Source organism: Pseudomonas sp. Pseusp16, assembly GCF_047324915.1.
Classification (GTDB): domain Bacteria; phylum Pseudomonadota; class Gammaproteobacteria; order Pseudomonadales; family Pseudomonadaceae; genus Aquipseudomonas; species Aquipseudomonas fluorescens_CD.
The window spans coordinates 3,172,666-3,194,391 of the sequence record NZ_CP168522.1; the positions used below are offsets into that span (position 1 = coordinate 3,172,666).

The window sequence follows — 21,726 nt, forward strand, 5'->3', positions numbered from 1 at the left end:
CAAGCTCATGACTCCTTCCGAGACTCTTCACAGCTGAGGTGCGCGATGAATTCAAGCTTCTGGAAATCTGGCCATACACCGACATTGTTCGCAGCCTTCCTCTATTTCGACCTGAGCTTCATGGTCTGGTATCTGCTCGGACCTCTGGCGGTACAGATCGCCGCCGACCTGCACCTGACAACGCAGCAACGCGGCCTGGTGGTGGCCACGCCCATTCTGGCCGGGGCGGTCTTGCGTTTTATCATGGGAATGCTGGCTGATCGCCTGTCGCCCAAAACAGCCGGCCTGATCGGTCAGGTCATTGTAATCTGCGCCCTGTTCGGCGCCTGGAAACTCGGTATCCACAGCTACGAGCAAGCGTTGCTGCTGGGGCTGTTCCTAGGCATGGCCGGCGCGTCTTTCGCCGTCGCCCTGCCCTTGGCATCGCAGTGGTATCCGCCGCAGCATCAAGGCAAGGCCATGGGCATCGCCGGTGCAGGGAACTCGGGTACGGTGTTCGCCGCATTGATCGCCCCGGTGCTGGCGGCGGCGTTTGGCTGGAGCAACGTGTTCGGCTTCGCCCTGATTCCGCTGATCCTGACCCTGATCGTCTTCGCCTGGCTGGCCAAAAACGCCCCCGAGCGGCCAAAAGCCAAATCCATGGCCGACTACTTCAAGGCCCTGGGCGATCGTGACAGCTGGTGGTTCATGTTTTTCTACAGCGTGACGTTCGGCGGCTTCATCGGCCTGGCCAGCGCCCTGCCCGGTTACTTCAACGACCAGTACGGCCTGAGCCCGGTCACTGCCGGCTACTACACCGCTGCCTGCGTGTTCGGTGGCAGCCTGATGCGCCCCTTGGGCGGTGCGCTGGCTGACCGTTTCGGCGGTATTCGGACCTTGCTGGCGATGTACACCGTCGCGGCAATCTGCATTACCGCTGTAGGTTTCAACCTGCCGAACTCCTACGCCGCACTGGCGCTTTTCGTCTGCACCATGCTCGGTTTGGGTGCCGGTAATGGCGCGGTATTCCAGTTGGTGCCGCAGCGTTTTCGTCGGGAAATCGGCGTGATGACCGGCCTGATCGGCATGGCTGGCGGCATCGGTGGTTTTGCACTCGCGGCCGGCATGGGCGCGATCAAGCAAAGCACCGGCAGCTATCAACTGGCGCTGTGGTTGTTCGCCAGCCTCGGCGTGCTGGCCTGGTTCGGCCTGCACGGCGTGAAACGCCGCTGGAGAACCACCTGGGGTTCGGCCGCCGTGACAGCTGCGCGGGTCTGAGGTCGCGATGAGCCTGCAACTGAGTTTCGCCGAAGCCAGCGCCATCGGTCCCCGCGAGGAAAACCAGGATGCCTTGCGCCTGGTCACGCCGGCTCCTGCGCTGGCGGCGAGCAAAGGCTACCTGTTCGCCATCGCCGACGGTGTCAGCCAGTGCGCCGATGGCGGTCTGGCTGCCCGTTCGACGTTGCAGGCGCTGGCGCTGGATTACTACGCCACGCCGGAAACCTGGAGCGTCGCCCAGGCACTTGACCGTCTGCTGTTGGCACAAAACCGCTGGTTGCAGGCCAACGGCGGCGGACAACCGCTGCTGACCACCCTCAGTGCGCTGGTCCTGCGCGGTCGGCGTTTTACCCTGGCCCATGTCGGTGATTGTCGGGTGTATCGCTGGCACGCCGATCGATTGCAGCGAATCAGCGAGGATCACGTCTGGGACCAGCCGGGCATGCAACATGTGCTGAAACGGGCGCTGGGCCTCGATCAACATCTGGTGCTGGATTTTCTTGACGGTGAGTTGCGCCCCGATGAAAGTTTCGTCCTGCTCAGCGATGGCATCTGGGCCGTCCTGGGCGATACCGCCATTGCGGCGATCCTGCGTGATCAACCGGACTTGAAAAGCGCTGCGCAAACCCTGGTCAATGCCGCACACCTGGCGGGCAGCCAGGACAATGCCAGCGCTTTACTGGTGCGGATTGATGCCCTCGGTGAAGCAAGCATTGGCGATGCGTTGATTCACTTGCAGCAATGGCCACTGCCGCCAGCCTTGAAACCGGGTCAGGCGTTCGAGGGCTGGCAAGTCGAGGGGATCGTCGCCCAGAGCCAGCAATCACTGCTTTATCGCGTTCGCGACAATCAGCAACAACCCTGGCTGCTGAAAACGCTGCCGGGGCGCCTGCACGACGATCACCAGGCTGGGCAAGCACTGCTGTCGGAAGAGTGGTTTCTCAAACGCGTGGCCGGTCGACATTTTCCTGAAGTCCATGCCGCCAGTCAGCGTCAGCATTTGTACTACGTGATGCGTGAATATTCGGGCGCTACCCTGGCGCAACGGTATGAGCAAAGCGGACCGTTGCCGCTGCCCCAGTGGCAAGACATCGCCGAACGCTTGTTGCGAGCGGTCGGCCTGTTGCATCGACGGCAGATTCTGCATCGCGATATCAAACCGGAAAACCTGTTACTGGGGCACGATGGTGAGCTGCGCCTGCTGGATTTCGGCCTCGCCTACTGCCCCGGTCTCTCGCAAGATCTACCCTGGGCCCTGCCGGGTACACCCAGTTACATCGCGCCAGAAGCCTTTCGCGGCGAAATGCCGACGCCACAGCAGGACTTGTACGCCGTCGGTGTGACCTTGTATTTCCTGCTCACCGGGCACTATCCCTATGGCGAAATCGAAGCGTTCCAGCGCCCCAGGTTTGGCATCCCGGTCAACGCCAGCCGCTACCGGCCCGACTTGCCGGACTGGATCGCCCATAACCTGGAGCGCGCCGTGGCGGTGGCCCCCGATCAACGCTTCGAAACGGCGGAAGAATGGCTGCTGCTGATCGAACAGGGCGAACGCCGCAGTTTGAATGTGCGCCCCAAGCCGTTGCTGGAACGCGAGCCACTGAAAGTCTGGCGGACATTGGCGCTGGTATCGCTGTTGCTCAATCTGGTGCTGCTGGTGGTTGCGCTCCATTAGCGGGCAGCGCGCTTTGAATCGGTGCATTCCCTCACGATTCTGTCCCTATGAAGAGGATGAACGCCAATAAACACGGGACCTGAGCGACTTGGCACAACCGCTGCATTACCTCTTTCAACAGACATAAAGCGCAGGCTTCAACGACGAAGGCTGCACTTCCCGAGAGAACGGGACCAGGACAAAGGTGTCCTCGCCAGGTAACTGGCGGGACGCCTTTTTTTGTTTGCGCAAAATTTGTCGAGCATGGCCTGAACCCTGATGAGGCAGGCCTGAGCTCCCCGGAGAACCTGATGAAAAAACTAAAACTGGTGATGATCGGCAACGGCATGGCCGGGGTCCGGACCCTGGAAGAACTGCTCAAACTGAGCACAGAGCTGTACGACATCACGGTCTTCGGCGCCGAACCGCACACCAACTACAACCGCATCCTGCTGTCGCCGGTGCTGGCGGGCGAACAGACCTTCGAAGAGATCGTGCTCAACGACCTGAGCTGGTACCTGGACAACAACATCAAACTGCTGCTCAACCGCAAAGTGGTGGAGATCGACCGGGTCAGGCGCCGGGTCATTGCCGAAGACGGCAGCGAAGCCGAATACGATCGCCTGCTGATCGCCACCGGCTCGACACCTTTCATCCTGCCCATTCCCGGCAACACCCTTGAGGGCGTGATCGGCTACCGCGACATCGCCGACACCCAGGCCATGATCGACACCGCGAAAACCCACCGGCACGCCGTGGTGATCGGTGGCGGTCTGCTCGGCCTGGAGGCCGCCAACGGCCTGATGCTGCGGGGCATGCACGTCACCGTGGTACACATCGGCGAGTGGTTGATGGAGCGGCAACTGGACAAGACCAGCGGCCAATTACTGCAAACCGCCCTGGAGGCTCGTGGCCTGCACTTTCGCCTGTGCGAACAGACCCAGGCCTTGCACGACGCGGGCAACGGCCGGGTCGGTTCGGTGCAATTCAAGAACGGCGACATCATCCCCGCGGATCTGGTAGTGATGGCCGCCGGCATTCGCCCCAATACCGAACTGGCGGAGAAATCCGGCATTCCGTGCAACCGCGGGATTCTGGTCAACGACACCCTGCAAACCTACGACCCGCGGATCTATGCCATCGGTGAGTGCGCCAGTCATCGCGGCATCGCCTATGGTTTGGTGGCGCCACTGTTCGAACAGGCCAAGGTCTGCGCCAACCACCTCGCGCAACTCGGTTTTGCCACCTACAAGGGCTCGGTGACCTCAACCAAACTGAAGGTCACCGGCATCGACCTGTTTTCCGCCGGCGACTTCATGGGTGGTGAAGGCACCGAGACCATTACCCTCTCGGACCCGATCGGCGGGGTCTACAAAAAACTGGTGATCAAGGATGACGTGCTGGTCGGCGCCTGCCTGTACGGCGACACGGCAGATGGCGGCTGGTATTTCCGGCAGATCCGTGAAAACCATGCCATCAGTGAGATCCGCGATCACTTGATGTTCGGTGAAAATGCACTCGGCGACGTAGGACACCAGGGCCAGGACAAAGCCATGAGCATGGCCGACAGTGCCGAGGTCTGCGGCTGCAACGGCGTGTGCAAAGGCACCATCGTCAAGGCGATCCAGGAGCACGGGCTGTTCAGTGTCGACGAAGTCAAGAAACACACCAAGGCGGCCAGCTCCTGCGGTTCATGCGCGGGTTTGGTGGAGCAGATCCTGATCAACACCGTGGGCGGCGCCGCCGACGTCAAGCCGAAAAGCGAAAAGGCCATCTGCGGCTGCAGCGATCTCAACCACGGACAGATCCGCCAGGCCATTCGCGAGCAGCACCTGCTGACCATCGCCGGCACCATGAGCTACCTGAACTGGCGCACACCCAATGGTTGCGCCACTTGCCGGCCGGCACTCAATTACTACCTGATTTCCACCTGGCCGGGGGAAGCCAGGGACGATCCGCAATCGCGCCTGATCAACGAAAGAGCTCACGCCAACATCCAGAAAGACGGCACTTACTCTGTCGTCCCGCGGATGTGGGGCGGTGTGACCAATCCTTCGGAACTGCGGCGCATTGCCGACGTTGCCGACAAGTACAACGTGCCGATGGTCAAGGTCACCGGTGGCCAGCGCATCGACTTGCTGGGCATCCGCAAGCAAGACCTGCCAGGGGTATGGAAAGACCTGGACATGCCGTCCGGCCACGCCTACGGCAAATCCATCCGCACGGTGAAAACCTGCGTCGGCAGTGAGTTCTGCCGTTTCGGCACGCAGAACTCCACACAGTTGGGTATCGAGCTGGAACATGACCTGTTCAACATGTGGTCACCGCACAAGGTGAAACTGGCTGTCTCCGGTTGCCCGCGCAACTGCTCGGAAGCCGGCATCAAGGATGTAGGAATCATCGGCGTGGACTCCGGCTGGGAGATGTACATCGGCGGCAACGGCGGGATCAAGACCGAAGTCGCGGAATTCTTCGTCAAACTGAAAACCGCCGAGGAAGTCCGCGAATACAACGGTGCATTCCTGCAGCTCTATCGCGAAGAAGCCTTTTATCTCGAACGCACCGTGCACTACCTGCAGCGGGTCGGCATGGACCATATCAAGAAAGCCGTGCTTGAGGACCCGGAGCGTCGCAAGGCGCTCAACGATCGCCTGCAATTCTCGCTGTCGTTCGAACAGGACCCGTGGAAGGAACGCCTGGAACAGCCACAGCTGAAAAAAGAATTCGACGTCATCCCCGTGAAAAACCTGGAGGTGCTGGCATGAACTGGCTGGATATCTGCGCACTGGATGAAATCAATGCCCTGGGCTCGCGGATCGTCGCCGGCCCAAAGGGAGACATCGCGATTTTTCGTACCAGCGACGACGAAGTGTTCGCCCTCGATGACCGCTGCCCGCACAAGGGCGGCCCGCTGTCCCAAGGCCTGATCTACGGCAAACGAGTGGCCTGCCCGCTGCACAACTGGCAAATCGATCTGCAAAGCGGCGAAGCCCTGGCCCCGGACGTCGGCTGCGCCCACCACCACCCGGCACGGGTCGAAAATGGCCGAGTGATGCTGGCCTTGCGGGACGCAGGCTGATGGACCGCCAGATCACCGCGTCCACCTGCTGTTACTGCGGGGTCGGCTGCGGGGTGCTGATCGAGCACGACGGCGAGCGCATCCTCGGCGTCAGCGGCGATCCGGCACACCCGGCCAATTTCGGCAAACTGTGCAGCAAGGGCTCGACCCTGCACCTGACCGGGGACGTGACGGCGCGGGCGCTGTATCCCGAACTGCGCCTGGGCAAAGGCCTTGCCCGCCACCGCACCGACTGGGATACCGCCCTCGATCACGCCGCCAGCGTTTTTGCCGCGACCATAACCGAACATGGCCCGGACAGCGTGGCGTTCTACATTTCCGGGCAACTGTTGACCGAGGACTACTACACCTTCAACAAGCTGGCGCGTGCCCTGGTGGGTACCAACAACATCGACAGCAATTCGCGGCTGTGCATGTCCTCGGCGGTGGTCGGCTACAAACGCAGCCTGGGTGCCGACGCCCCGCCCTGCAGCTACGAAGACCTGGAGTTGAGCGATTGCGTGATGATCGTCGGCAGCAACATGGCCTACGCCCATCCGGTGCTGTTTCGTCGGCTGGAAGAAGCCAAATCCCGCCGGCCGCAGATGAAAGTCATCGTCATTGACCCACGTCGTACAGATACCTGCGATTTGGCTGACCTGCACCTGGCGATCTTGCCTGGCACCGATGTCGCCCTGTTCCATGGGATTTTGCATCTGCTGCTGTGGGAAGACTGGATTGATCGTGACTTCATCAGGGACCACACCGAAGGTCTGGCTGAGCTGAAAAGCCTGGTGCGTGACTACACGCCGCAAATGGTTTCGCAGCTCTGCGGAATCAGCGTCGAGCAATTGCAGCAATGTGCCGAGTGGGTCGGTACATCACCAAGCTTTCTGTCGCTGTGGTGCATGGGGCTTAATCAGTCCACCGCAGGCAGCGCGAAAAACAGTGCACTGATCAATCTGCACCTGGCCACCGGGCAAATTGGCCGCCCGGGTGCCGGCCCTTTCTCGTTGACCGGTCAGCCTAATGCCATGGGCGGGCGGGAAACCGGTAGCCTGTCTAACCTGCTGCCGGGCCATCGTGACGCCGCCAACGCTGAGCACCGTGCCGACGTGGCCGCTTACTGGGGCGTTGATCAACTGCCTGAAAACCCGGGGCTGACTGCCATCGAGTTGTTTGAGCAGGTGGCCAGCGGCAAGATCAAAGCCTTGTGGATCGCCTGCACCAACCCCGCGCAGTCTCTTCCCGATCAGACTGCCGTGCGCGCGGCACTGGAAGCCTGTCCATTCGTGGTCTTGCAGGAGGCCTTTCGCACCACTGAAACCGCCAGGTTTGCCGACCTGTTGTTGCCCGCCGCCAGCTGGGGCGAAAAGGACGGCATGGTGACCAACTCCGAACGGCGTATTTCCCATGTCCGCCGCGCGATCGTCGCACCGGGTGAAGCACGTCCGGACTGGGCGATCACGGTGGATTTCGCACAGCGCCTGGAGAAACATCTGCGTCCGGAAGCGACCAGCCTGTTTGCCTTTGAAACCCCGGCGCAGGTCTTCGACGAATACAAACAACTGACGCGTGGTCGGGATCTGGACTTGTCCGGGATCAGCCACGGGTTGCTCGACAAAATCGGCCCGCAACAATGGCCCTTTCCTACGGGGTCCAGCGCAGGCACCGCCCGCCTCTATCTCGACGGCATTTTCCCGACTTCCAGCGGACGCGCACAGTTCGTGGCCGATCCGTATCGTGCCGCCAAAGAGCAACGCGATGCACGCTTCCCGCTGACCCTGATCACCGGCCGCCTGCGTGATCAATGGCACGGCATGAGCCGCACCGGCACCGCCGCGCAGTTGTTCGGTCATGTCAGTGAAGCCGTGTTGAGCCTGCACCCGGATGAGCTGCGCCGGCATCGCCTGCAAACAGGCGATTTGATCAGCCTGAAAAGCCGCCGCGGCGCGGTGATCATGCCGGTCGCCAGTGACGACAGTGTGCGTCCGGGCCAAGCCTTCTTGCCGATGCATTTTGGTGACCGTTTTCTCAAGGGGGGCGTGAACAGCCTCACCCTGCCCGCCTTCGACCCTTTGTCGAAACAACCGGAGCTCAAACACAGCGGCGTGCGCCTGGAACCGGTGCAATTGCCTTGGCACCTTTTCGCGCTGATAGAGGGCGATGTCCAACAACATTTTGAGACTCTACGCCCTCTCTGCGAGGCGTTTTCCTACGTCAGCCTCAGCCTGACCGGTCGCGAGCGCCCTGCACTGCTGATACGCGCTGCCAGCGCCATGGCGCCAGATCCGCAACTGCTGCGCGATATCGATCAATGCCTGGGGCTAAACGATGGACCGGTCCTGGCCTACGACGATCCACGACGCTCCATCGGTAAACGCGTGCGGATCGAGAACGGCCGGATCACCGCGATCCGCTTGGCGGGTGAAACCCTCGCCCGGCACTGGCTGCAAAACCTCTGGCTTGAAGGTCGCGCCGATGAACAGCTACGGCGCTGGCTGCTGGCGCCACTGAGTGCCCCACCGGGCCAGGTCGACGCTGAAGAGATCGGCAACAAAACCCTGTGCAACTGCAAAAACGTCAGCCAGAACGCGGTCTGCGCCGGCATCCGCCGCGGCCTGGACTTGCAGGGCTTGAAACAAGAATTGGGTTGCGGCACGCAATGCGGCTCCTGCGTCCCGGAAATCAAGCGTTTGCTGGCCGCCACAGCGCAGCCGCAAGCCGCCATCTCGTGAGGAAAACACTATGAGTGCAAAAGTCTGGCTGGTGGGTGCAGGTCCCGGCGATCCCGAGTTACTGACCCTCAAAGCTGTTCGGGCGTTGAGGGAAGCGGATGTGGTGCTGATCGACGATCTGGTCAACGACGCGGTGCTGGAACATTGCCCCGATGCACGGATTATTCCGGTGGGTAAGCGCGGTGGCTGTCGTTCAACGCCGCAAGCCTTTATCCATCGCCTGATGCTGCGTTATGCCCGCCAGGGAAAATGCGTGGTGAGACTCAAGGGGGGCGACCCGTGCATCTTCGGGCGTGGCGGTGAAGAAGCGCAGTGGCTACGCGAGCGTGGCATCGAGACCGAATTGGTCAACGGCATCACTGCCGGGCTGGCAGGCGCGACGCAATGCGATATTCCATTGACCTTGCGCGGCGTGGCACGCGGGGTGACGCTGGTGACCGCCCACACTCAGGATGACAGCAGCCTGAACTGGCAAGCGCTGGCCCAAGGTGGCACGACACTGGTGATCTACATGGGGGTGGCAAAGCTCAGCGAAATCCGTGAGCAATTGCTGGCGGGGGCAATGGCCGCAGACACGCCGGTTGCGATGATTGAAAACGCGTCGTTGCCGCATCAACGGGAATGTCGAAGCAGCCTGATGGCAATGGAGGAAGATGCCTGTGCCTTCGAGTTGAAAAGCCCGGCAATCCTGGTGATCGGCGCAGTCGCAGCTAACGCCATCCCCTCCTGTGGGAGCGAGCCTGCTCGCGAAGAGGCTCCATTCGTCGACATCAATGCTGGACTTCAACGCGCCTGACGCGTCCTTCCTCACCAAATCGCAGGCAAAGAAAAGCCCGGCCTGAGCCGGGCTTTTCTCAGAGCTGCGCGCTAATTACTTAGCGTGAGCTTCAACCTGCGCTTCTACGCGACGGTTAACAGCGCGACCAGCTTCAGTTTTGTTGTCAGCAACAGGGCGGGATTCGCCGTAGCCAACGGACTGAACGCGGGACGACTCAACACCGTACTGGTTGGTCAGAACTTGCTTAACGGCGTTTGCACGACGCTCGGACAGTTTCTGGTTGTAAGCGTCAGGACCGACGTTGTCAGTGTGACCTTCAACAGTAGTGGTGGTCGATGGGTACTGCTTCATGAAGTCAGCCAGGTTCTTGATGTCGCCGTAGCTGTTTGGCTTGACTACCGACTTGTCGAAGTCGAACTTCACGTCCAGCTCTACACGAACGACTTCAGCAACAGCCGGGCAGCCATCAGCGTCAACAGTTACGTTGGCCGGGGTGTCCGGGCACTTGTCGACATTGTCGCAAACGCCATCGTTGTCGCTGTCGGAGCAGACTTCTGGTGCTGGAACCGGAGCAGCAGCAGGCTTGTTGCCGCCACCGAAGTTCACACCCAGACCTACGGACGGGATGTAGTCCCAACGGCCGTTGTCCAGTTTGTAGTCAGCTTCTACGCCAGCACGAGCGTAGACGTTTTCGAGGAAGTAGTACTTCAGGCCAGCGCCAGCAGTCAGGAAAGTCGACTGGTCACGACCGGTGTGGCCGTCAGCGGCTACGTTGGTCATGCTGCCGTGCTTGACACCACCTTGAACGTAAGGACGCAGAGCGTCGCCAGCGTTGTTGAAGTGGTACTGAGCGTTCAGACCGAACTGGTCGCCTTCGATTTTCTGATTACCAGTACCGTTGTTCGAACGGGTGTGGTCGTCATTGTTGTAGGTCAAGTTCAACGATACGTCGTCGGTCAAGAAGTAACCGATGGAGGCGCCAGGAGTGTAGCCGTCTTCAACGTTGTTAACGCTGTCGTTGTACTTCTTCCCGTAGTTGAGCTCGCCTTCAACTGCGCCTTGGCCTTGTGCCAGTGCGCCGAACGAAGTAGCGGCAATAAGAGTACCAATGGCCAAGCCCAAGGTGTTTTTCAGTTTCATCCGTTAAATCCCCATCTGGTGATTGTGAAGCAGTCCCGCAAACCGGGGGACAACTCGGCGGCAAGTCTAACAGAACTTGCCTACACGTAAGAGATATTTGCGCTGAACTAAGTTTCAGCAATGCCTGCAAATTTCTCACGCAATTTATCCAGAGCGCGTTTGTACCGCATTTTTGTTGCACTCAAACCCATATGCATGATGTCTGCGATCTCCTGAAACTCCAGCTCTGCGACAAAACGTAGCACCAGAATTTCGCGGTCAATCGGATTCACATACACCAGCCAGCGATCAAGTCCACCCTTTTCCTCAGGTTTCGGCGCCTTTTCTTCGGACGCTTCCTCGAGGGGGTCAAGACTCAATGCGTCCATCAAGCGACGCTTTCGCCGTTCCTTCCGATACTGTGTGATGCACTCGTTGTACGTGATGCTATATAGCCACGTCTTGAACTTCGATTTACCTTCGAAGTTCTTCAGGCCATACAGCACCTTCAACATGACCTCCTGACAGACATCGTCTGCATCACGATCGTTCCCGAGATATCGCGCACACACATTAAATAATGTTCGCTGGTAACGCCGCATCAGTTCTTCATAGGCGCGTGTTACGTGAAACAGCTCGGTATGCGAGCGCGCGACCAACTCCTCATCAGAGAGCTCGCGGGGGTCGTAGCGCATGGATAACGATTGGGCTTTATTCAAAACAAGTCGGGCCGACAGTCAGGTCAATGTCCGCCGCAGCCAGCATCAGCGGGCATTTTGCGGCGGCATACATTAGCAGGGTTTGCCGGGTTAGCGGCTACTCACATGCTGCTCAAGGAGGATCCGATTGGAAAGAGAGACTAGCTCACCCTCATCGGTCAGCAATGTGGTTTTAACCGTGCCGATCTCTTCGATCTGGCCTTCGACCTCGCCAACACGCACTTGTTGCCCAACCTGGTACAGCTCACGCACGTAGATACCCGCAAGGATCTGGCCGGCAATTTCCCGGCTTCCCAAGCCCATGGCCAGCGCTACCGCCAGACCAACGGTTATCAAAACGATCACGATCACATGGTTCAGCAGGTCGGTCTTGACCTCCAACTGGCTGATCGCAACCGAAATACTGATGATGATCACCAGGCCCTGGGCAATTCGTCCAAGCCCTGCAGCATAGTCCAGGCCTACGCCTTCTGCCGCTCCACGCACCAGCCCGTTGGCCAGTTGCGCCAGTAAAACGCCTACCAGCAACACCAGCGCCGCGCCGAAAACCTTCGGTACATACAACGCAAGCATATCCAGCGTAGCTGAAACTCGTTCAAGCCCAAGAGATTCTGCGGCAGAAACCAGAAAAATCAGCAGGACGAACCAATAGACGATCTTGCCGATCAGGGTCGAAATGGGAACCTGCAATCCGGCGCGGGACAGCAGCTTGGTCAGACCGGTGCCACCCATCAAGCGATCAAGGCCCAATTTGGCGAGCAATTTGGAAAGCAGGGTGTCCAGCAGCTTGGCCACGACGAAACCCAACAGCAGCACGACCAGTGCGCCGAACAGGTTCGGAATGAAGTTCGCAACCTTGGTCCACAACGCAGTCATTGCAGTGACGAGGCTCTGGGTCCAGAGATCAAGTTCCATATTCAATCAGCCTTATCAGCAGTGCGAGCGGTAGGTTTGCGAAGACGGGACACTGGCGCGACATGGGCCGAGCCGTTGTTCAGGGCGATCATCAGGGCGGGCAGCCAGCGGCCAAGCAGGCTGAACAGATCGCCTGCGCCGACCTGGCGGTTGGCGGTTTTGAGTACTCGCCCAAGGCACGCATCGTCGTCCCGGGTGGACGGTGAGGCGTTGAGCATGTCGCGCAAAGACTGTTCAAACGGATCGTGCATACGCACCTCTCGTGATGTCTGTGGAAGACGCGGTGAGTTTTGATCGGGTCACATGGTTTCCCTCAGACCCAGCGCAAACGTCGGAACAACCACCACTGCCCCAGCGCCACCGAAACCATCATCAGGCAGGCGATCAGAAAGCCATAAGGGCTGGCAGAGAATGGAATTCCACCGACGTTGATCCCCAGAAGCCCGGTCAGAAAACTCATCGGCAAAAAGATCCCGGTGATGACGCCAAAGCGATACATCGTGCGATTCATGCGCACGCTCAACCGACGGTCTTCCGCTTCCAGAACCAGCCCCACCCGCTCCCGGGTCAATTCCAGCTCTTCGAGGTAGCGGGTCAGGCTGTTGTTCAATTCGTTCCAGTAATCACCATCGTCCTCGACGAACCAGGGCAACTTGATCCGGGTCAACTGCCCGAAAATATCCCGCTGCGGAGCAAGAAAACGCTTCAACGCGGCGGCCCTGCGGCGGATCTGCAATACAGCACCGTGTTCCGGCGCATACCGTTCGTCGGCATCCAGCTTTTCTTCTTCCTCATCGACCACTTCCGAGAGGTCGCTGACCAGATCCTGCACCTTGTTGGTGAGGTACTGCGCCATGTACAGGATGAGTTCGGAGGCTGTTTTCGGCCCTTTGCCGTCGGCCAATTGCACCAGCAACTCTTCAGTGGCGCGCAATGGACGCAAACGCAGGGAAATGACCCGCTGGGCAGAACCGAAGATCCGCACCGACACCATGTCTTCCGGCTCGGCACCGGGGTTCAGATTGACCCCGCGCAAAAATAGCAGCAGTTCGCTGTCGGAAAGCTGTAAAAGTCGCGGACGGGTGTTTTCTTCGAGCAACAGGTCACAGCTGAATTCGCTCAGACCACTGGATTTGCGTAACCAGGTCCGGGTTTGCGGATGACTGCGATCCCAGTGCAGCCACAGGCTTTCATGCGCCTGCAGCTGCAAGTCATCAAGTTCAGTCCGGGCAATCGAACGCGCGCCGCCTCTACCGTCCAGCACCAGGGCATGCACCAGCCCCCATTGCGCGTTTTCTTCCTCGAACATCCGCACTCCTCTGATCTGCAGCCGTTTTTATTCAGGCATTTTCAGCGGGCTGGGCGAGATGATCACGCCGTTGTTGTCCGCATAGATGTAATGGCCCGGATGGAAGGTCACGCCAGCGAAGGTCACGGCAACGTTGAGATCACCGATCCCGCGCTTGTCGGTTTTCATCGGGTGGCTGGCCAGCGCCTGGACCCCCAGGTCGGTTTGCGCAATGACGTCGACGTCACGGATGCAACCGTAGATCACCAGGCCTTCCCAGCCATTATTGGCCGCTTTCTCGGCGAGCATGTCGCCCAGCAGCGCGCGGCGCAGGGAGCCCCCGCCATCGACCACCAGAACCTTGCCATTGCCCTTGAGCTCGACCTGCTCCTTGACCAGCGAGTTGTCTTCGAAACACTTGATGGTCACGATTTCGCCACCGAAAGAATCACGGCCGCCGAAATTGCTGAACATCGGTTCCAGCACCTGCACCAGTTCCGGATAGGCATCGCACAGGTCAGGCGTGAGGTAATGGATCATCGAGAAACTCCTGTAAAGAGGAAGACAGCACGAACATCAGTGATGGCTCAGTCACGGAAAGTGACCAGAACAGCTCAATGCGTCATATCTTAGCCGCAAGCCGACCAGAGCGAAATGCCCTTGTTAGAGCATCAGGTTCAAACCGCCGCGGCCAAATCCCCTTGCTCTCCCAACAACGGCGTCTGCTGATCCGCCAGCCAGCGAACCACCAAAGGCCAGACTTCAGCCTGGGCAGGTTTGCTGACAAGCATTTCAACATGGCCGAAATTATCGACAAAACCCTGGTCACGACCCAGATTGATAAATTGCTTGTGCTCGGAACCGAACTGCTCGAACAGTTTGCGACAAGCCCACGCGGGATCCTGATGATCACCCGCTGCGCTCACGGCAAGCACCGGTAACTTGACCTCGGCCAAACCGTCCCACCAGTTTTTATCGGCATCGCCGAAGCGCCCGAACAGACCGTACCAACGCATGCTTTCCAGGGCCAGGCCGATAGGCTCGTCCTCCGGACCGCGCTTGAGCCTTGATCCGGACAACTGGGCAAAACGTTTGAGAATGAAGCGACCGCTCCACTCCACCGGCGGAATCTTCAATGGCCAGTAGGTGCGACTGACCTGGGCGCCAAAAAACGCCGCCGAAGCCACGACTGGCTCACCGATGTACTCGCCGCCCAGCGCCGCTGCCAGTGTAATGCCGCCCAGCGAGTGACCGATCCAGTGCGGGACCTGCCCGCTCTGTTCGCGCACGAACGCGCCAATGGCCGGCAAGTCATAGCGAGCGTAGTCAGCGACACGGTTCTTGCGATAGTCGTGGTTGCGCTGGGACAGGCCGTGACCGCGCATTTCCGGAATCCAGACGTCGAACCCCAACCGGGCCAGATAAGCGCCCAACCCCAGGCCCTTGGGAGAAAACCAGAACCGGCGATTGGAAAAACTGCCGTGCAGCAGGATCACCGGCACACCGCGGGAAGACGGCTCATCGGCCAAGCCGAGACGCGTCACAGCCAGCTCGACGGTGAAGTCAGGGCTGTTGCCGGGCTTCAAACGATACACATCTTCGCTCAGATCACCGCGCCGTTCGGCGCTGATCAGGGCGACAGGAAATAGGTTGCTGCTGCTTTGCATAATCTCTTGCACAAAAAAGGGCGGCATCCTACAGGAGCCCGCCCTACTTGAATCTCAAAAAGACCGCTCCCTGTAGGAGCGAGCCCTGCTCGCGAAGAACCTCAGGACACCACGTTTATCCAGGATAAACGCGTTATCGTTGAAGTCCATCGCGAGCAAGCTCGCTCCTACAGAGAGAGCGGCCCGTTTTCACACGATCAAGCCGAAGCCTGACCCTCAGCCAGGAAGAACCAGGTTTCCAGCACGGAGTCCGGGTTCAACGACACGCTTTCGATGCCCTGTTCCATCAGCCACTTGGCCAGGTCCGGGTGGTCCGAAGGGCCCTGACCGCAGATGCCGATGTATTTGCCGGCCTTGTTGCACGCGGCAATGGCATTGGCCAGCAGCTTCTTGACCGCCGGATTTCGCTCATCGAACAGGTGCGCAATGATCCCGGAGTCACGGTCCAGGCCCAGGGTCAACTGGGTCAGGTCGTTGGAGCCGATGGAGAAACCGTCGAAGAATTCAAGGAATTCTTCCGCCAGGATGGCGTTGGACGGCAGTTCGCACATCATGATCACGCGCAGACCGTTCTGGCCACGGGCCAGACCGTTTTCCGCCAGCAGATCGACCACCTGGCTCGCTTCGCCCAGGGTACGGACGAACGGCACCATGATTTCGACGTTGGTCAGGCCCATCTCGTTGCGCACACGCTTCAGAGCGCGGCACTCGAGCTCGAAGCAGTCGCGGAACGATTCGCTGATGTAACGCGACGCACCGCGGAAGCCCAGCATCGGGTTCTCTTCTTCCGGCTCGTACAGCTTGCCGCCGATCAGGTTGGCGTATTCGTTGGACTTGAAGTCCGACAGGCGCACGATGACTTTCTTCGGCCAGAACGCAGCCGCCAGGGTGCTGATGCCTTCGACCAGTTTCTCGACGTAGAAGCCTACCGGATCGTTGTAGCCGGCGATGCGCTTGTCGACGCTTTCCTTGATGTCCAGCGGCAGGCCGTCGTAGTTCAGCAGTGCCTTGGGGTGCACGCCGATCATGCGGTTGATGATGAACTCCAGGCGAGCCAGGCCCACACCGGCGTTCGGCAGCTGTGCGAAGTCGAAGGCGCGGTCGGGGTTGCCGACGTTCATCATGATCTTGAACGGCAGCTCAGGCATGGCGTCAACGGAGTTCTTCTTGATGTCGAAGCCCAGTTCGCCTTCGAAGATGAAACCGGTGTCGCCTTCAGCGCAGGAAACGGTCACGCCCTGGCCGTCTTTCAACAGCTGGGTGGCGTTGCCACAACCGACTACGGCCGGGATACCCAGCTCACGGGCGATGATCGCCGCGTGGCAGGTACGGCCGCCACGGTTGGTGACGATGGCGCTGGCACGCTTCATGACCGGCTCCCAGTCCGGGTCGGTCATGTCGGACACCAGTACGTCGCCTGGCTGGACCTTGTCCATCTCGGACACGTCCTTGATGATGCGCACCTTGCCGGCGCCGATGCGCTGGCCGATGGCGCGACCTTCCACCAGCACGGTGCCGGTTTCTTTCAACAGGTAACGTTCCATGACGTTGGCCTGGGTGCGGCTTTTCACGGTTTCCGGACGGGCCTGCACGATGTACAGCTTGCCGTCGTCACCGTCCTTGGCCCATTCGATGTCCATCGGGCACTGGTAGTGCTTCTCGATGATCATCGCCTGCTTGGCCAGCTCGCTGACTTCGGCGTCGGTCAGGCAGAAACGTGCGCGCTCGGCCTTGTCCACGTCGACGGTCTTGACCGAACGACCGGCCTTGGCCTCGTCGCCGTAGATCATCTTGATGGCCTTGCTGCCCAGGTTGCGGCGCAGGATCGCCGGGCGACCGGCGGCCAGTGTGCCTTTGTGGACGTAGAATTCATCCGGGTTCACCGCGCCTTGCACGACGGTTTCACCCAGGCCGTAGGCGCCGGTGATGAACACCACGTCACGGAAACCCGATTCGGTATCGAGGGTGAACATCACGCCGGCGGTGCCGGTTTCGGAGCGGACCATGCGCTGTACGCCGGCCGACAGGGCTACCAACTTGTGGTCGAAGCCCTGGTGCACGCGATAGGAAATCGCGCGATCGTTGAAAAGGGAGGCAAATACTTCCTTGGCGGCGCGAATGACGTTTTCGACACCACGGATGTTCAGGAAGGTTTCCTGCTGACCGGCGAAGGATGCGTCCGGCAGGTCTTCGGCGGTAGCGGAAGAACGCACGGCCACGGCCACGTCAGGATTGCCGGCGGACAGCGCTGCGAACGCGGTGCGGATTTCGGTATTCAGCTTTTCAGGGAACTCGGCTTCCATGATCCATTGACGGATCTGGGCACCGGTCTTGGCCAGGGCATTCACGTCGTCGACATCCAGTGCATCGAGGGCATCGTGAATCTGCTGATTCAAGCCGCTCAGTTCCAGGAAATCACGATAAGCCTGAGCGGTCGTGGCAAAGCCACCGGGCACCGATACACCGGCACCTGCCAGGTTGCTGATCATCTCGCCCAGGGATGCGTTCTTGCCCCCCACATGCTCAACATCGTGTTTGCCGAGCTTATCGAGGGAAACTACGTACTCTACCAAGGTGATCTCTCCACTAACTGTGTTGGAAAAGCTCAGAAACCGGCTGCTCTATGGAGCGTTTGCCAGCTATATGGCCTGGACCTGGAAAATAAGTGAGAATGCGGGCCATTGGCGGCCGGCAAATCGCGCCTATCATATCCAAGATTCGTCACTAGCTTAAGGCCCAAGGTGCAAATGAAACGATCTGCTTTCTTTATCTCCGATGGTACCGGCATTACCGCCGAAACCCTGGGTCAAAGCCTTCTGGCGCAGTTCGAAAACATTACCTTCAGCAAAGTCACGCGGCCGTATATCGACAACGTGGACAAAGCGCGGGCCATGGTACAACAAATCAACAAGGCCGCCGAAACCGACGGCTTCCGTCCGATCATCTTCGACACAATTGTCAATCAGGACATTCGTGAGATTCTCGCAACCTCGAATGGTTTCATGATCGACATCTTCTCGACGTTCCTGGCACCGCTTGAACAGGAACTGACCGAGCATTCTTCCTATACCGTGGGCAAGTCCCACTCCATCGGCGCCAACACCAATTACATGGAGCGTATCGAGGCCGTAAACTTCGCCCTCGACAACGACGACGGCGCCCGCACGCACTATTACGACAAGGCCGACCTGATACTAGTGGGCGTGTCGCGATGTGGTAAGACGCCGACGTGCCTGTATATGGCGATGCAATTCGGTATTCGCGCAGCCAACTACCCGCTGACCGAAGACGACATGGAACGCCTGCAACTGCCGTCCGCCCTGCGCGCCCACCAGCACAAGCTGTTCGGCCTGACCATCGACCCGGACCGCCTCACCGCGATTCGCAACGAACGCAAACCCAACAGCCGCTATTCGAGCTACGCCCAGTGCGAGTTCGAGGTGCGCGAGGTCGAGAACCTGTTCCGCCGCGAAAACATCCCGAACATCAACTCCACGCATTTTTCCGTGGAAGAAATCTCCGCGAAGATTCTCGTGGAGAAAGGCGTCGAGCGGCGGTTCAAATAGATTTGTAGCGCCTGATCTGCCGCCTTCGCGAGCAAGCCCGCTCCCACATTTGACCGAGTTTACCCAGGAGGAATGCGATCAAATGTGGGAGCGGGCTTGCTCGCGAATGAACGATAACGCGGTCTCCTAGATCACAAACAAATCAACAAACCGGTTCACCGGCGTTGCCTCAAGCCGCGCCTGGTCCTTGCACAACGCAAAAATCTCTTCGCTACGCTGACGGGTGAATCGTGTCAGCAGGTTCGCCCTGAACTTTTCCTCCAACAACGGAATGCCCTCGGCACGGCGTCGACGATGGCCAATCGGGTACTCCACCACCACGTTCTCGGTGCTGGACCCGTCCTTGAAAAACACCTGCAGCGCATTGGCAATCGAGCGTTTATCCGCCTCCAGGTATTCGCGGGTGTAACGCGGTTCCTCGACGATAACCATCTTGTCGCGCAGCACATCGATGAGCGGATGCGCCCTGTGGAAATCGTCTTCGTAGTGCTCGGCCACCAGATTGCCGAAGGCCAGCGGCACGGCAGTCATGTACTGGATGCAATGGTCTCGGTCGGCGGCATTGGCCAGCGGCCCGACCTTGGAAATGATGCGGATCGCCGACTCGTGGGTGGTGATGACGATCCGGTCGATTTCATGCAGGCGATTACGCACTTGCGGATGTAGCGTCACTGCCGCTTCGCAGGCCGTTTGCGCGTGGAACTCGGCGGGAAAACTGATCTTGAACAGCACGTTTTCCATCACGTAGGTACCGTACGGTCGCGACAAACTGAATGCACGCTTGTCTGCTGGCTTGAGTGCCAGATCGTTATTCGTATGGCTGAACAGCACGTCGTAGAAGCCCCACTGCCTGGCCGTCAGCACACCGGGAATGCCCATTTCGCCACGCATCGCAATGTCCGCCAGGCGCACGCCACGACTGGACGCATCCCCCGCCGCCCAGGACTTGCGCGAGCCGGCATTCGGTGCATGCCGGTATGTACGCAGGGCCTGACCGTCCGCGAAGGCGTGGGACAACGCCGACAACAACTGCTCGCGATTGGCGCCCATCAGCTTGGCCGTGACCGCGGTCGAGGCGACCTTCACCAGAATCACGTGATCGAGGCCGACACGGTTGAACGAGTTTTCCAGGGCGATCACGCCTTGAATCTCGTGGGCCATGATCATCGCCTCAAGTACCGTACGCACAGTCAGCGGCGCCTCGCCATTGGCCAGGCGCTTTTGCGACAGGTGATCGGTCACCGCAAGAATGCCGCCGAGGTTATCCGACGGATGCCCCCACTCGGCGGCGAGCCAGGTGTCGTTGTAGTCGAGCCAGCGCACGATGCAACCGATATCCCAAGCCGCCTTAACCGGATCCAGCCGAAAAGACGTACCGGGAACCCGAGCACCGAACGGCACCACGGTACCTTCGACCACGGGCCCCAGGTGCTTGGTGCATTCGGGGAAACGCAGGGCCAGCAGGCCGCAACCCAAGGTATCGATCAGGCAGTTACGGGCGGTGTCCAGCGCCTCTTCGGACTCGATCTTGAAATTGAGGACGTAATCGGCAATGTCCTGCAGGACCTTGTCGTAGTCGGGGCGGTTGTTCAGGTCGACGTTGGCACTCATGTTCGATTCACTCTTGCAGGAGCGAGCTCGCTCGCGAAAAACTCAAGACCGCTGCTGGTTATCTGGTTTACGCGTTATCGCTCACGACCATCGCGGGCAAGCCAGCTCCTACAGAGGGTATGGGTCAGAACGAATCCCCGGGCACTCGCACAAACCCTTCCATCAACACCCGCGCACTGCGACTCATGATCGCCTTGTTCACGGTCCATTCGCCGTTGACCTGGCTGGCCTCGGCGCCGACGCGCAAGGTGCCGGACGGGTGACCGAAGCGCACCGCGTTGCGCTCGACACCGCCCGCAGCGAGGTTCACCAATGTGCCGGAAATCGCGGCGGCCGTTCCGATCGCCACGGCCGCCGTCCCCATCATCGCGTGGTGCAACTTGCCCATGGACAGTGCACGCACCAGCAGGTCGACATCCCCTGCGGCAATCGCCTTGCCGCTGGACGCCACGTAGTCCGCCGGTTTGGCCACGAAGGCCACTTTCGGGGTGTGTTGGCGTTTGGCGGCTTCGTCGATGTTCGAAATCAGCCCCATGCGCAACGCACCGTAAGCACGGATGGTTTCGAACATCAGCAAGGCTTTCGGGTCGCCATTGATTGCGCCCTGCAACTCGGTGCCTTTGTAGCCGATGTCTTCGGCATTGATAAAAATTGTCGGGATACCGGCGTTAATCATGGTCGCCTTGAAGGTACCGACGCCGGGCACTTCCAGATCATCCACAAGGTTGCCGGTAGGAAACATCGAACCGCCACCGCCCTCTTCGTCCGCCGCCGGATCGAGGAACTCGATCTGCACTTCGGCCGCCGGGAAGGTCACGCCATCGAGCTCGAAATCGCCGGTTTCCTGCACTTCACCGTTGGTGATCGGAACGTGGGCAATGATGGTCTTGCCAATGTTGGCCTGCCACACGCGAACCACCGCCACACCGTTGTGCGGGATGCGGCTGGCGTCCACCAGGCCATTGCTGACGGCGAACGAACCGACGGCCGCCGACAGGTTGCCGCAGTTGCCGCTCCAGTCGACGAAAGGCTTGTCGATGGACACCTGACCGAACAGGTAGTCGACATCGTGATCGGCCTTGATGCTTTTCGACAGGATCACGGTCTTGCTGGTGCTGGAGGTCGCGCCGCCCATGCCGTCGATTTGCTTGTCGTACGGGTCGGGGCTGCCGATCACGCGCAACAGCAAGGCATCGCGAGCAGGGCCGGGAACCTGTGCCGATTCAGGCAAATCCTTGAGGCTGAAAAACACGCCCTTGCTGGTGCCGCCACGCATGTAGGTAGCAGGAATCTTGATTTGCGGTGCATGAGCCATAGTGCTCGTTACTCCTGATCTGAAAGCAGACACGGGACTCA

17 protein-coding genes are annotated in these 21,726 nt (G+C 59.7%); 7 read left to right on the top strand and 10 right to left on the bottom strand.

What is annotated here, in order from left to right; translation table 11 throughout:
* Positions 1 to 45 precede the first annotated feature (45 nt).
* From ACEN8Q_RS14335 to cobA, 6 genes are all read left to right on the top strand, one after another.
* Positions 46 to 1,257, top strand: coding sequence for a nitrate/nitrite transporter (locus tag ACEN8Q_RS14335; protein WP_104449766.1), 1,212 nt, complete (start codon positions 46 to 48; stop codon positions 1,255 to 1,257).
* Between the two features lie 7 nt (positions 1,258 to 1,264).
* Positions 1,265 to 2,932, top strand: a complete 1,668-nt coding sequence (locus tag ACEN8Q_RS14340) for a protein kinase domain-containing protein (protein ID WP_413422032.1) — start codon at positions 1,265 to 1,267, stop codon at positions 2,930 to 2,932.
* Positions 2,933 to 3,222: 290 nt separating this feature from the next.
* The gene (nirB, locus tag ACEN8Q_RS14345) at positions 3,223 to 5,676 is read left to right on the top strand and encodes a nitrite reductase large subunit NirB (RefSeq protein WP_413705387.1); all 2,454 of its coding nucleotides are present in this window, start codon (positions 3,223 to 3,225) and stop codon (positions 5,674 to 5,676) included.
* Positions 5,673 to 5,990, top strand: a complete 318-nt coding sequence (gene nirD / locus ACEN8Q_RS14350; RefSeq protein WP_102698809.1) for a nitrite reductase small subunit NirD — start codon at positions 5,673 to 5,675, stop codon at positions 5,988 to 5,990. The genes nirB and nirD overlap by 4 nt, the downstream gene beginning before the upstream one ends.
* Complete coding sequence (locus ACEN8Q_RS14355) at positions 5,990 to 8,707, top strand: molybdopterin-dependent oxidoreductase (RefSeq protein ID WP_413705388.1); 2,718 nt, start codon at positions 5,990 to 5,992, stop codon at positions 8,705 to 8,707. The genes nirD and ACEN8Q_RS14355 overlap by 1 nt, the downstream gene beginning before the upstream one ends.
* A gap of 10 nt (positions 8,708 to 8,717) precedes the next feature.
* Positions 8,718 to 9,503, top strand: coding sequence for a uroporphyrinogen-III C-methyltransferase (cobA, locus tag ACEN8Q_RS14360; RefSeq protein ID WP_413422026.1), 786 nt, complete (start codon positions 8,718 to 8,720; stop codon positions 9,501 to 9,503).
* Positions 9,504 to 9,578: 75 nt separating this feature from the next.
* Here the strand turns inward: cobA and ACEN8Q_RS14365 are convergent, their stop codons facing one another.
* The 8 genes from ACEN8Q_RS14365 to ppsA form a co-directional block, all read right to left on the bottom strand.
* The gene (locus ACEN8Q_RS14365; RefSeq protein WP_057399268.1) at positions 9,579 to 10,625 is read right to left on the bottom strand and encodes an OmpA family protein; all 1,047 of its coding nucleotides are present in this window, start codon (positions 10,623 to 10,625) and stop codon (positions 9,579 to 9,581) included.
* A 107-nt stretch (positions 10,626 to 10,732) separates the two neighbouring features.
* Positions 10,733 to 11,323 (bottom strand): RNA polymerase sigma factor SigX, encoded by a 591-nt coding sequence (sigX, locus tag ACEN8Q_RS14370; RefSeq protein WP_075949123.1) that lies wholly within the window; start codon positions 11,321 to 11,323, stop codon positions 10,733 to 10,735.
* Between the two features lie 90 nt (positions 11,324 to 11,413).
* Positions 11,414 to 12,238, bottom strand: a complete 825-nt coding sequence (locus tag ACEN8Q_RS14375; protein WP_046053154.1) for a mechanosensitive ion channel family protein — start codon at positions 12,236 to 12,238, stop codon at positions 11,414 to 11,416.
* 2 nt (positions 12,239 to 12,240) lie between these two features.
* Positions 12,241 to 12,489, bottom strand: a complete 249-nt coding sequence (locus ACEN8Q_RS14380; RefSeq protein WP_008017601.1) for a hypothetical protein — start codon at positions 12,487 to 12,489, stop codon at positions 12,241 to 12,243.
* Between the two features lie 62 nt (positions 12,490 to 12,551).
* Positions 12,552 to 13,547 (bottom strand): zinc transporter ZntB, encoded by a 996-nt coding sequence (locus ACEN8Q_RS14385; protein WP_413422023.1) that lies wholly within the window; start codon positions 13,545 to 13,547, stop codon positions 12,552 to 12,554.
* Between the two features lie 27 nt (positions 13,548 to 13,574).
* Positions 13,575 to 14,063 carry a ribonuclease E activity regulator RraA gene (gene rraA / locus ACEN8Q_RS14390; protein ID WP_177323558.1) on the bottom strand — a complete coding sequence of 163 codons (489 nt, stop codon included), beginning with the start codon at positions 14,061 to 14,063 and terminating at the stop codon, positions 13,575 to 13,577.
* A 140-nt stretch (positions 14,064 to 14,203) separates the two neighbouring features.
* Entirely contained in the window at positions 14,204 to 15,193 is a 990-nt protein-coding gene (locus ACEN8Q_RS14395) for an alpha/beta fold hydrolase (RefSeq protein WP_413422021.1), read from the bottom strand.
* Between the two features lie 197 nt (positions 15,194 to 15,390).
* A complete protein-coding gene (gene ppsA / locus ACEN8Q_RS14400) occupies positions 15,391 to 17,766 on the bottom strand; it encodes a phosphoenolpyruvate synthase (RefSeq protein ID WP_008017605.1) in 2,376 nt (791 codons plus the stop codon).
* Positions 17,767 to 17,940: 174 nt separating this feature from the next.
* Here ppsA and ACEN8Q_RS14405 point away from each other — a divergent pair, with 174 nt between their 5' ends.
* Positions 17,941 to 18,759, top strand: coding sequence for a pyruvate, water dikinase regulatory protein (locus tag ACEN8Q_RS14405; protein ID WP_008048584.1), 819 nt, complete (start codon positions 17,941 to 17,943; stop codon positions 18,757 to 18,759).
* A 126-nt stretch (positions 18,760 to 18,885) separates the two neighbouring features.
* On the opposite strand, the gene prpD is transcribed toward ACEN8Q_RS14405, so the two are convergent.
* Entirely contained in the window at positions 18,886 to 20,370 is a 1,485-nt protein-coding gene (prpD, locus tag ACEN8Q_RS14410) for a 2-methylcitrate dehydratase (protein ID WP_413422018.1), read from the bottom strand.
* 124 nt (positions 20,371 to 20,494) lie between these two features.
* Positions 20,495 to 21,685 (bottom strand): 2-methylaconitate cis-trans isomerase PrpF, encoded by a 1,191-nt coding sequence (gene prpF, locus ACEN8Q_RS14415; RefSeq protein ID WP_413422016.1) that lies wholly within the window; start codon positions 21,683 to 21,685, stop codon positions 20,495 to 20,497.
* Between the last annotated feature and the right edge of the window lie 41 nt (positions 21,686 to 21,726).

Excerpts from the sequence above, each read along its gene's own strand:
- ACEN8Q_RS14335 (WP_104449766.1), top strand. The coding sequence starts at position 46 with ATGAATTCAAGCTTCTGGAAATCTGGCCATACACCGACATTGTTCGCA.
- ACEN8Q_RS14340 (WP_413422032.1), top strand. The coding sequence starts at position 1,265 with ATGAGCCTGCAACTGAGTTTCGCCGAAGCCAGCGCCATCGGTCCCCGC.
- nirB (WP_413705387.1), top strand. The coding sequence starts at position 3,223 with ATGAAAAAACTAAAACTGGTGATGATCGGCAACGGCATGGCCGGGGTC.
- nirD (WP_102698809.1), top strand. The coding sequence starts at position 5,673 with ATGAACTGGCTGGATATCTGCGCACTGGATGAAATCAATGCCCTGGGC.
- ACEN8Q_RS14355 (WP_413705388.1), top strand. The coding sequence starts at position 5,990 with ATGGACCGCCAGATCACCGCGTCCACCTGCTGTTACTGCGGGGTCGGC.
- cobA (WP_413422026.1), top strand. The coding sequence starts at position 8,718 with ATGAGTGCAAAAGTCTGGCTGGTGGGTGCAGGTCCCGGCGATCCCGAG.
- ACEN8Q_RS14365 (WP_057399268.1), bottom strand. The coding sequence starts at position 10,625 with ATGAAACTGAAAAACACCTTGGGCTTGGCCATTGGTACTCTTATTGCC.
- ACEN8Q_RS14375 (WP_046053154.1), bottom strand. The coding sequence starts at position 12,238 with ATGGAACTTGATCTCTGGACCCAGAGCCTCGTCACTGCAATGACTGCG.
- ACEN8Q_RS14380 (WP_008017601.1), bottom strand. The coding sequence starts at position 12,489 with ATGCACGATCCGTTTGAACAGTCTTTGCGCGACATGCTCAACGCCTCA.
- ACEN8Q_RS14385 (WP_413422023.1), bottom strand. The coding sequence starts at position 13,547 with ATGTTCGAGGAAGAAAACGCGCAATGGGGGCTGGTGCATGCCCTGGTG.
- ACEN8Q_RS14395 (WP_413422021.1), bottom strand. The coding sequence starts at position 15,193 with ATGCAAAGCAGCAGCAACCTATTTCCTGTCGCCCTGATCAGCGCCGAA.
- ACEN8Q_RS14405 (WP_008048584.1), top strand. The coding sequence starts at position 17,941 with ATGAAACGATCTGCTTTCTTTATCTCCGATGGTACCGGCATTACCGCC.
- prpD (WP_413422018.1), bottom strand. The coding sequence starts at position 20,370 with ATGAGTGCCAACGTCGACCTGAACAACCGCCCCGACTACGACAAGGTC.
- prpF (WP_413422016.1), bottom strand. The coding sequence starts at position 21,685 with ATGGCTCATGCACCGCAAATCAAGATTCCTGCTACCTACATGCGTGGC.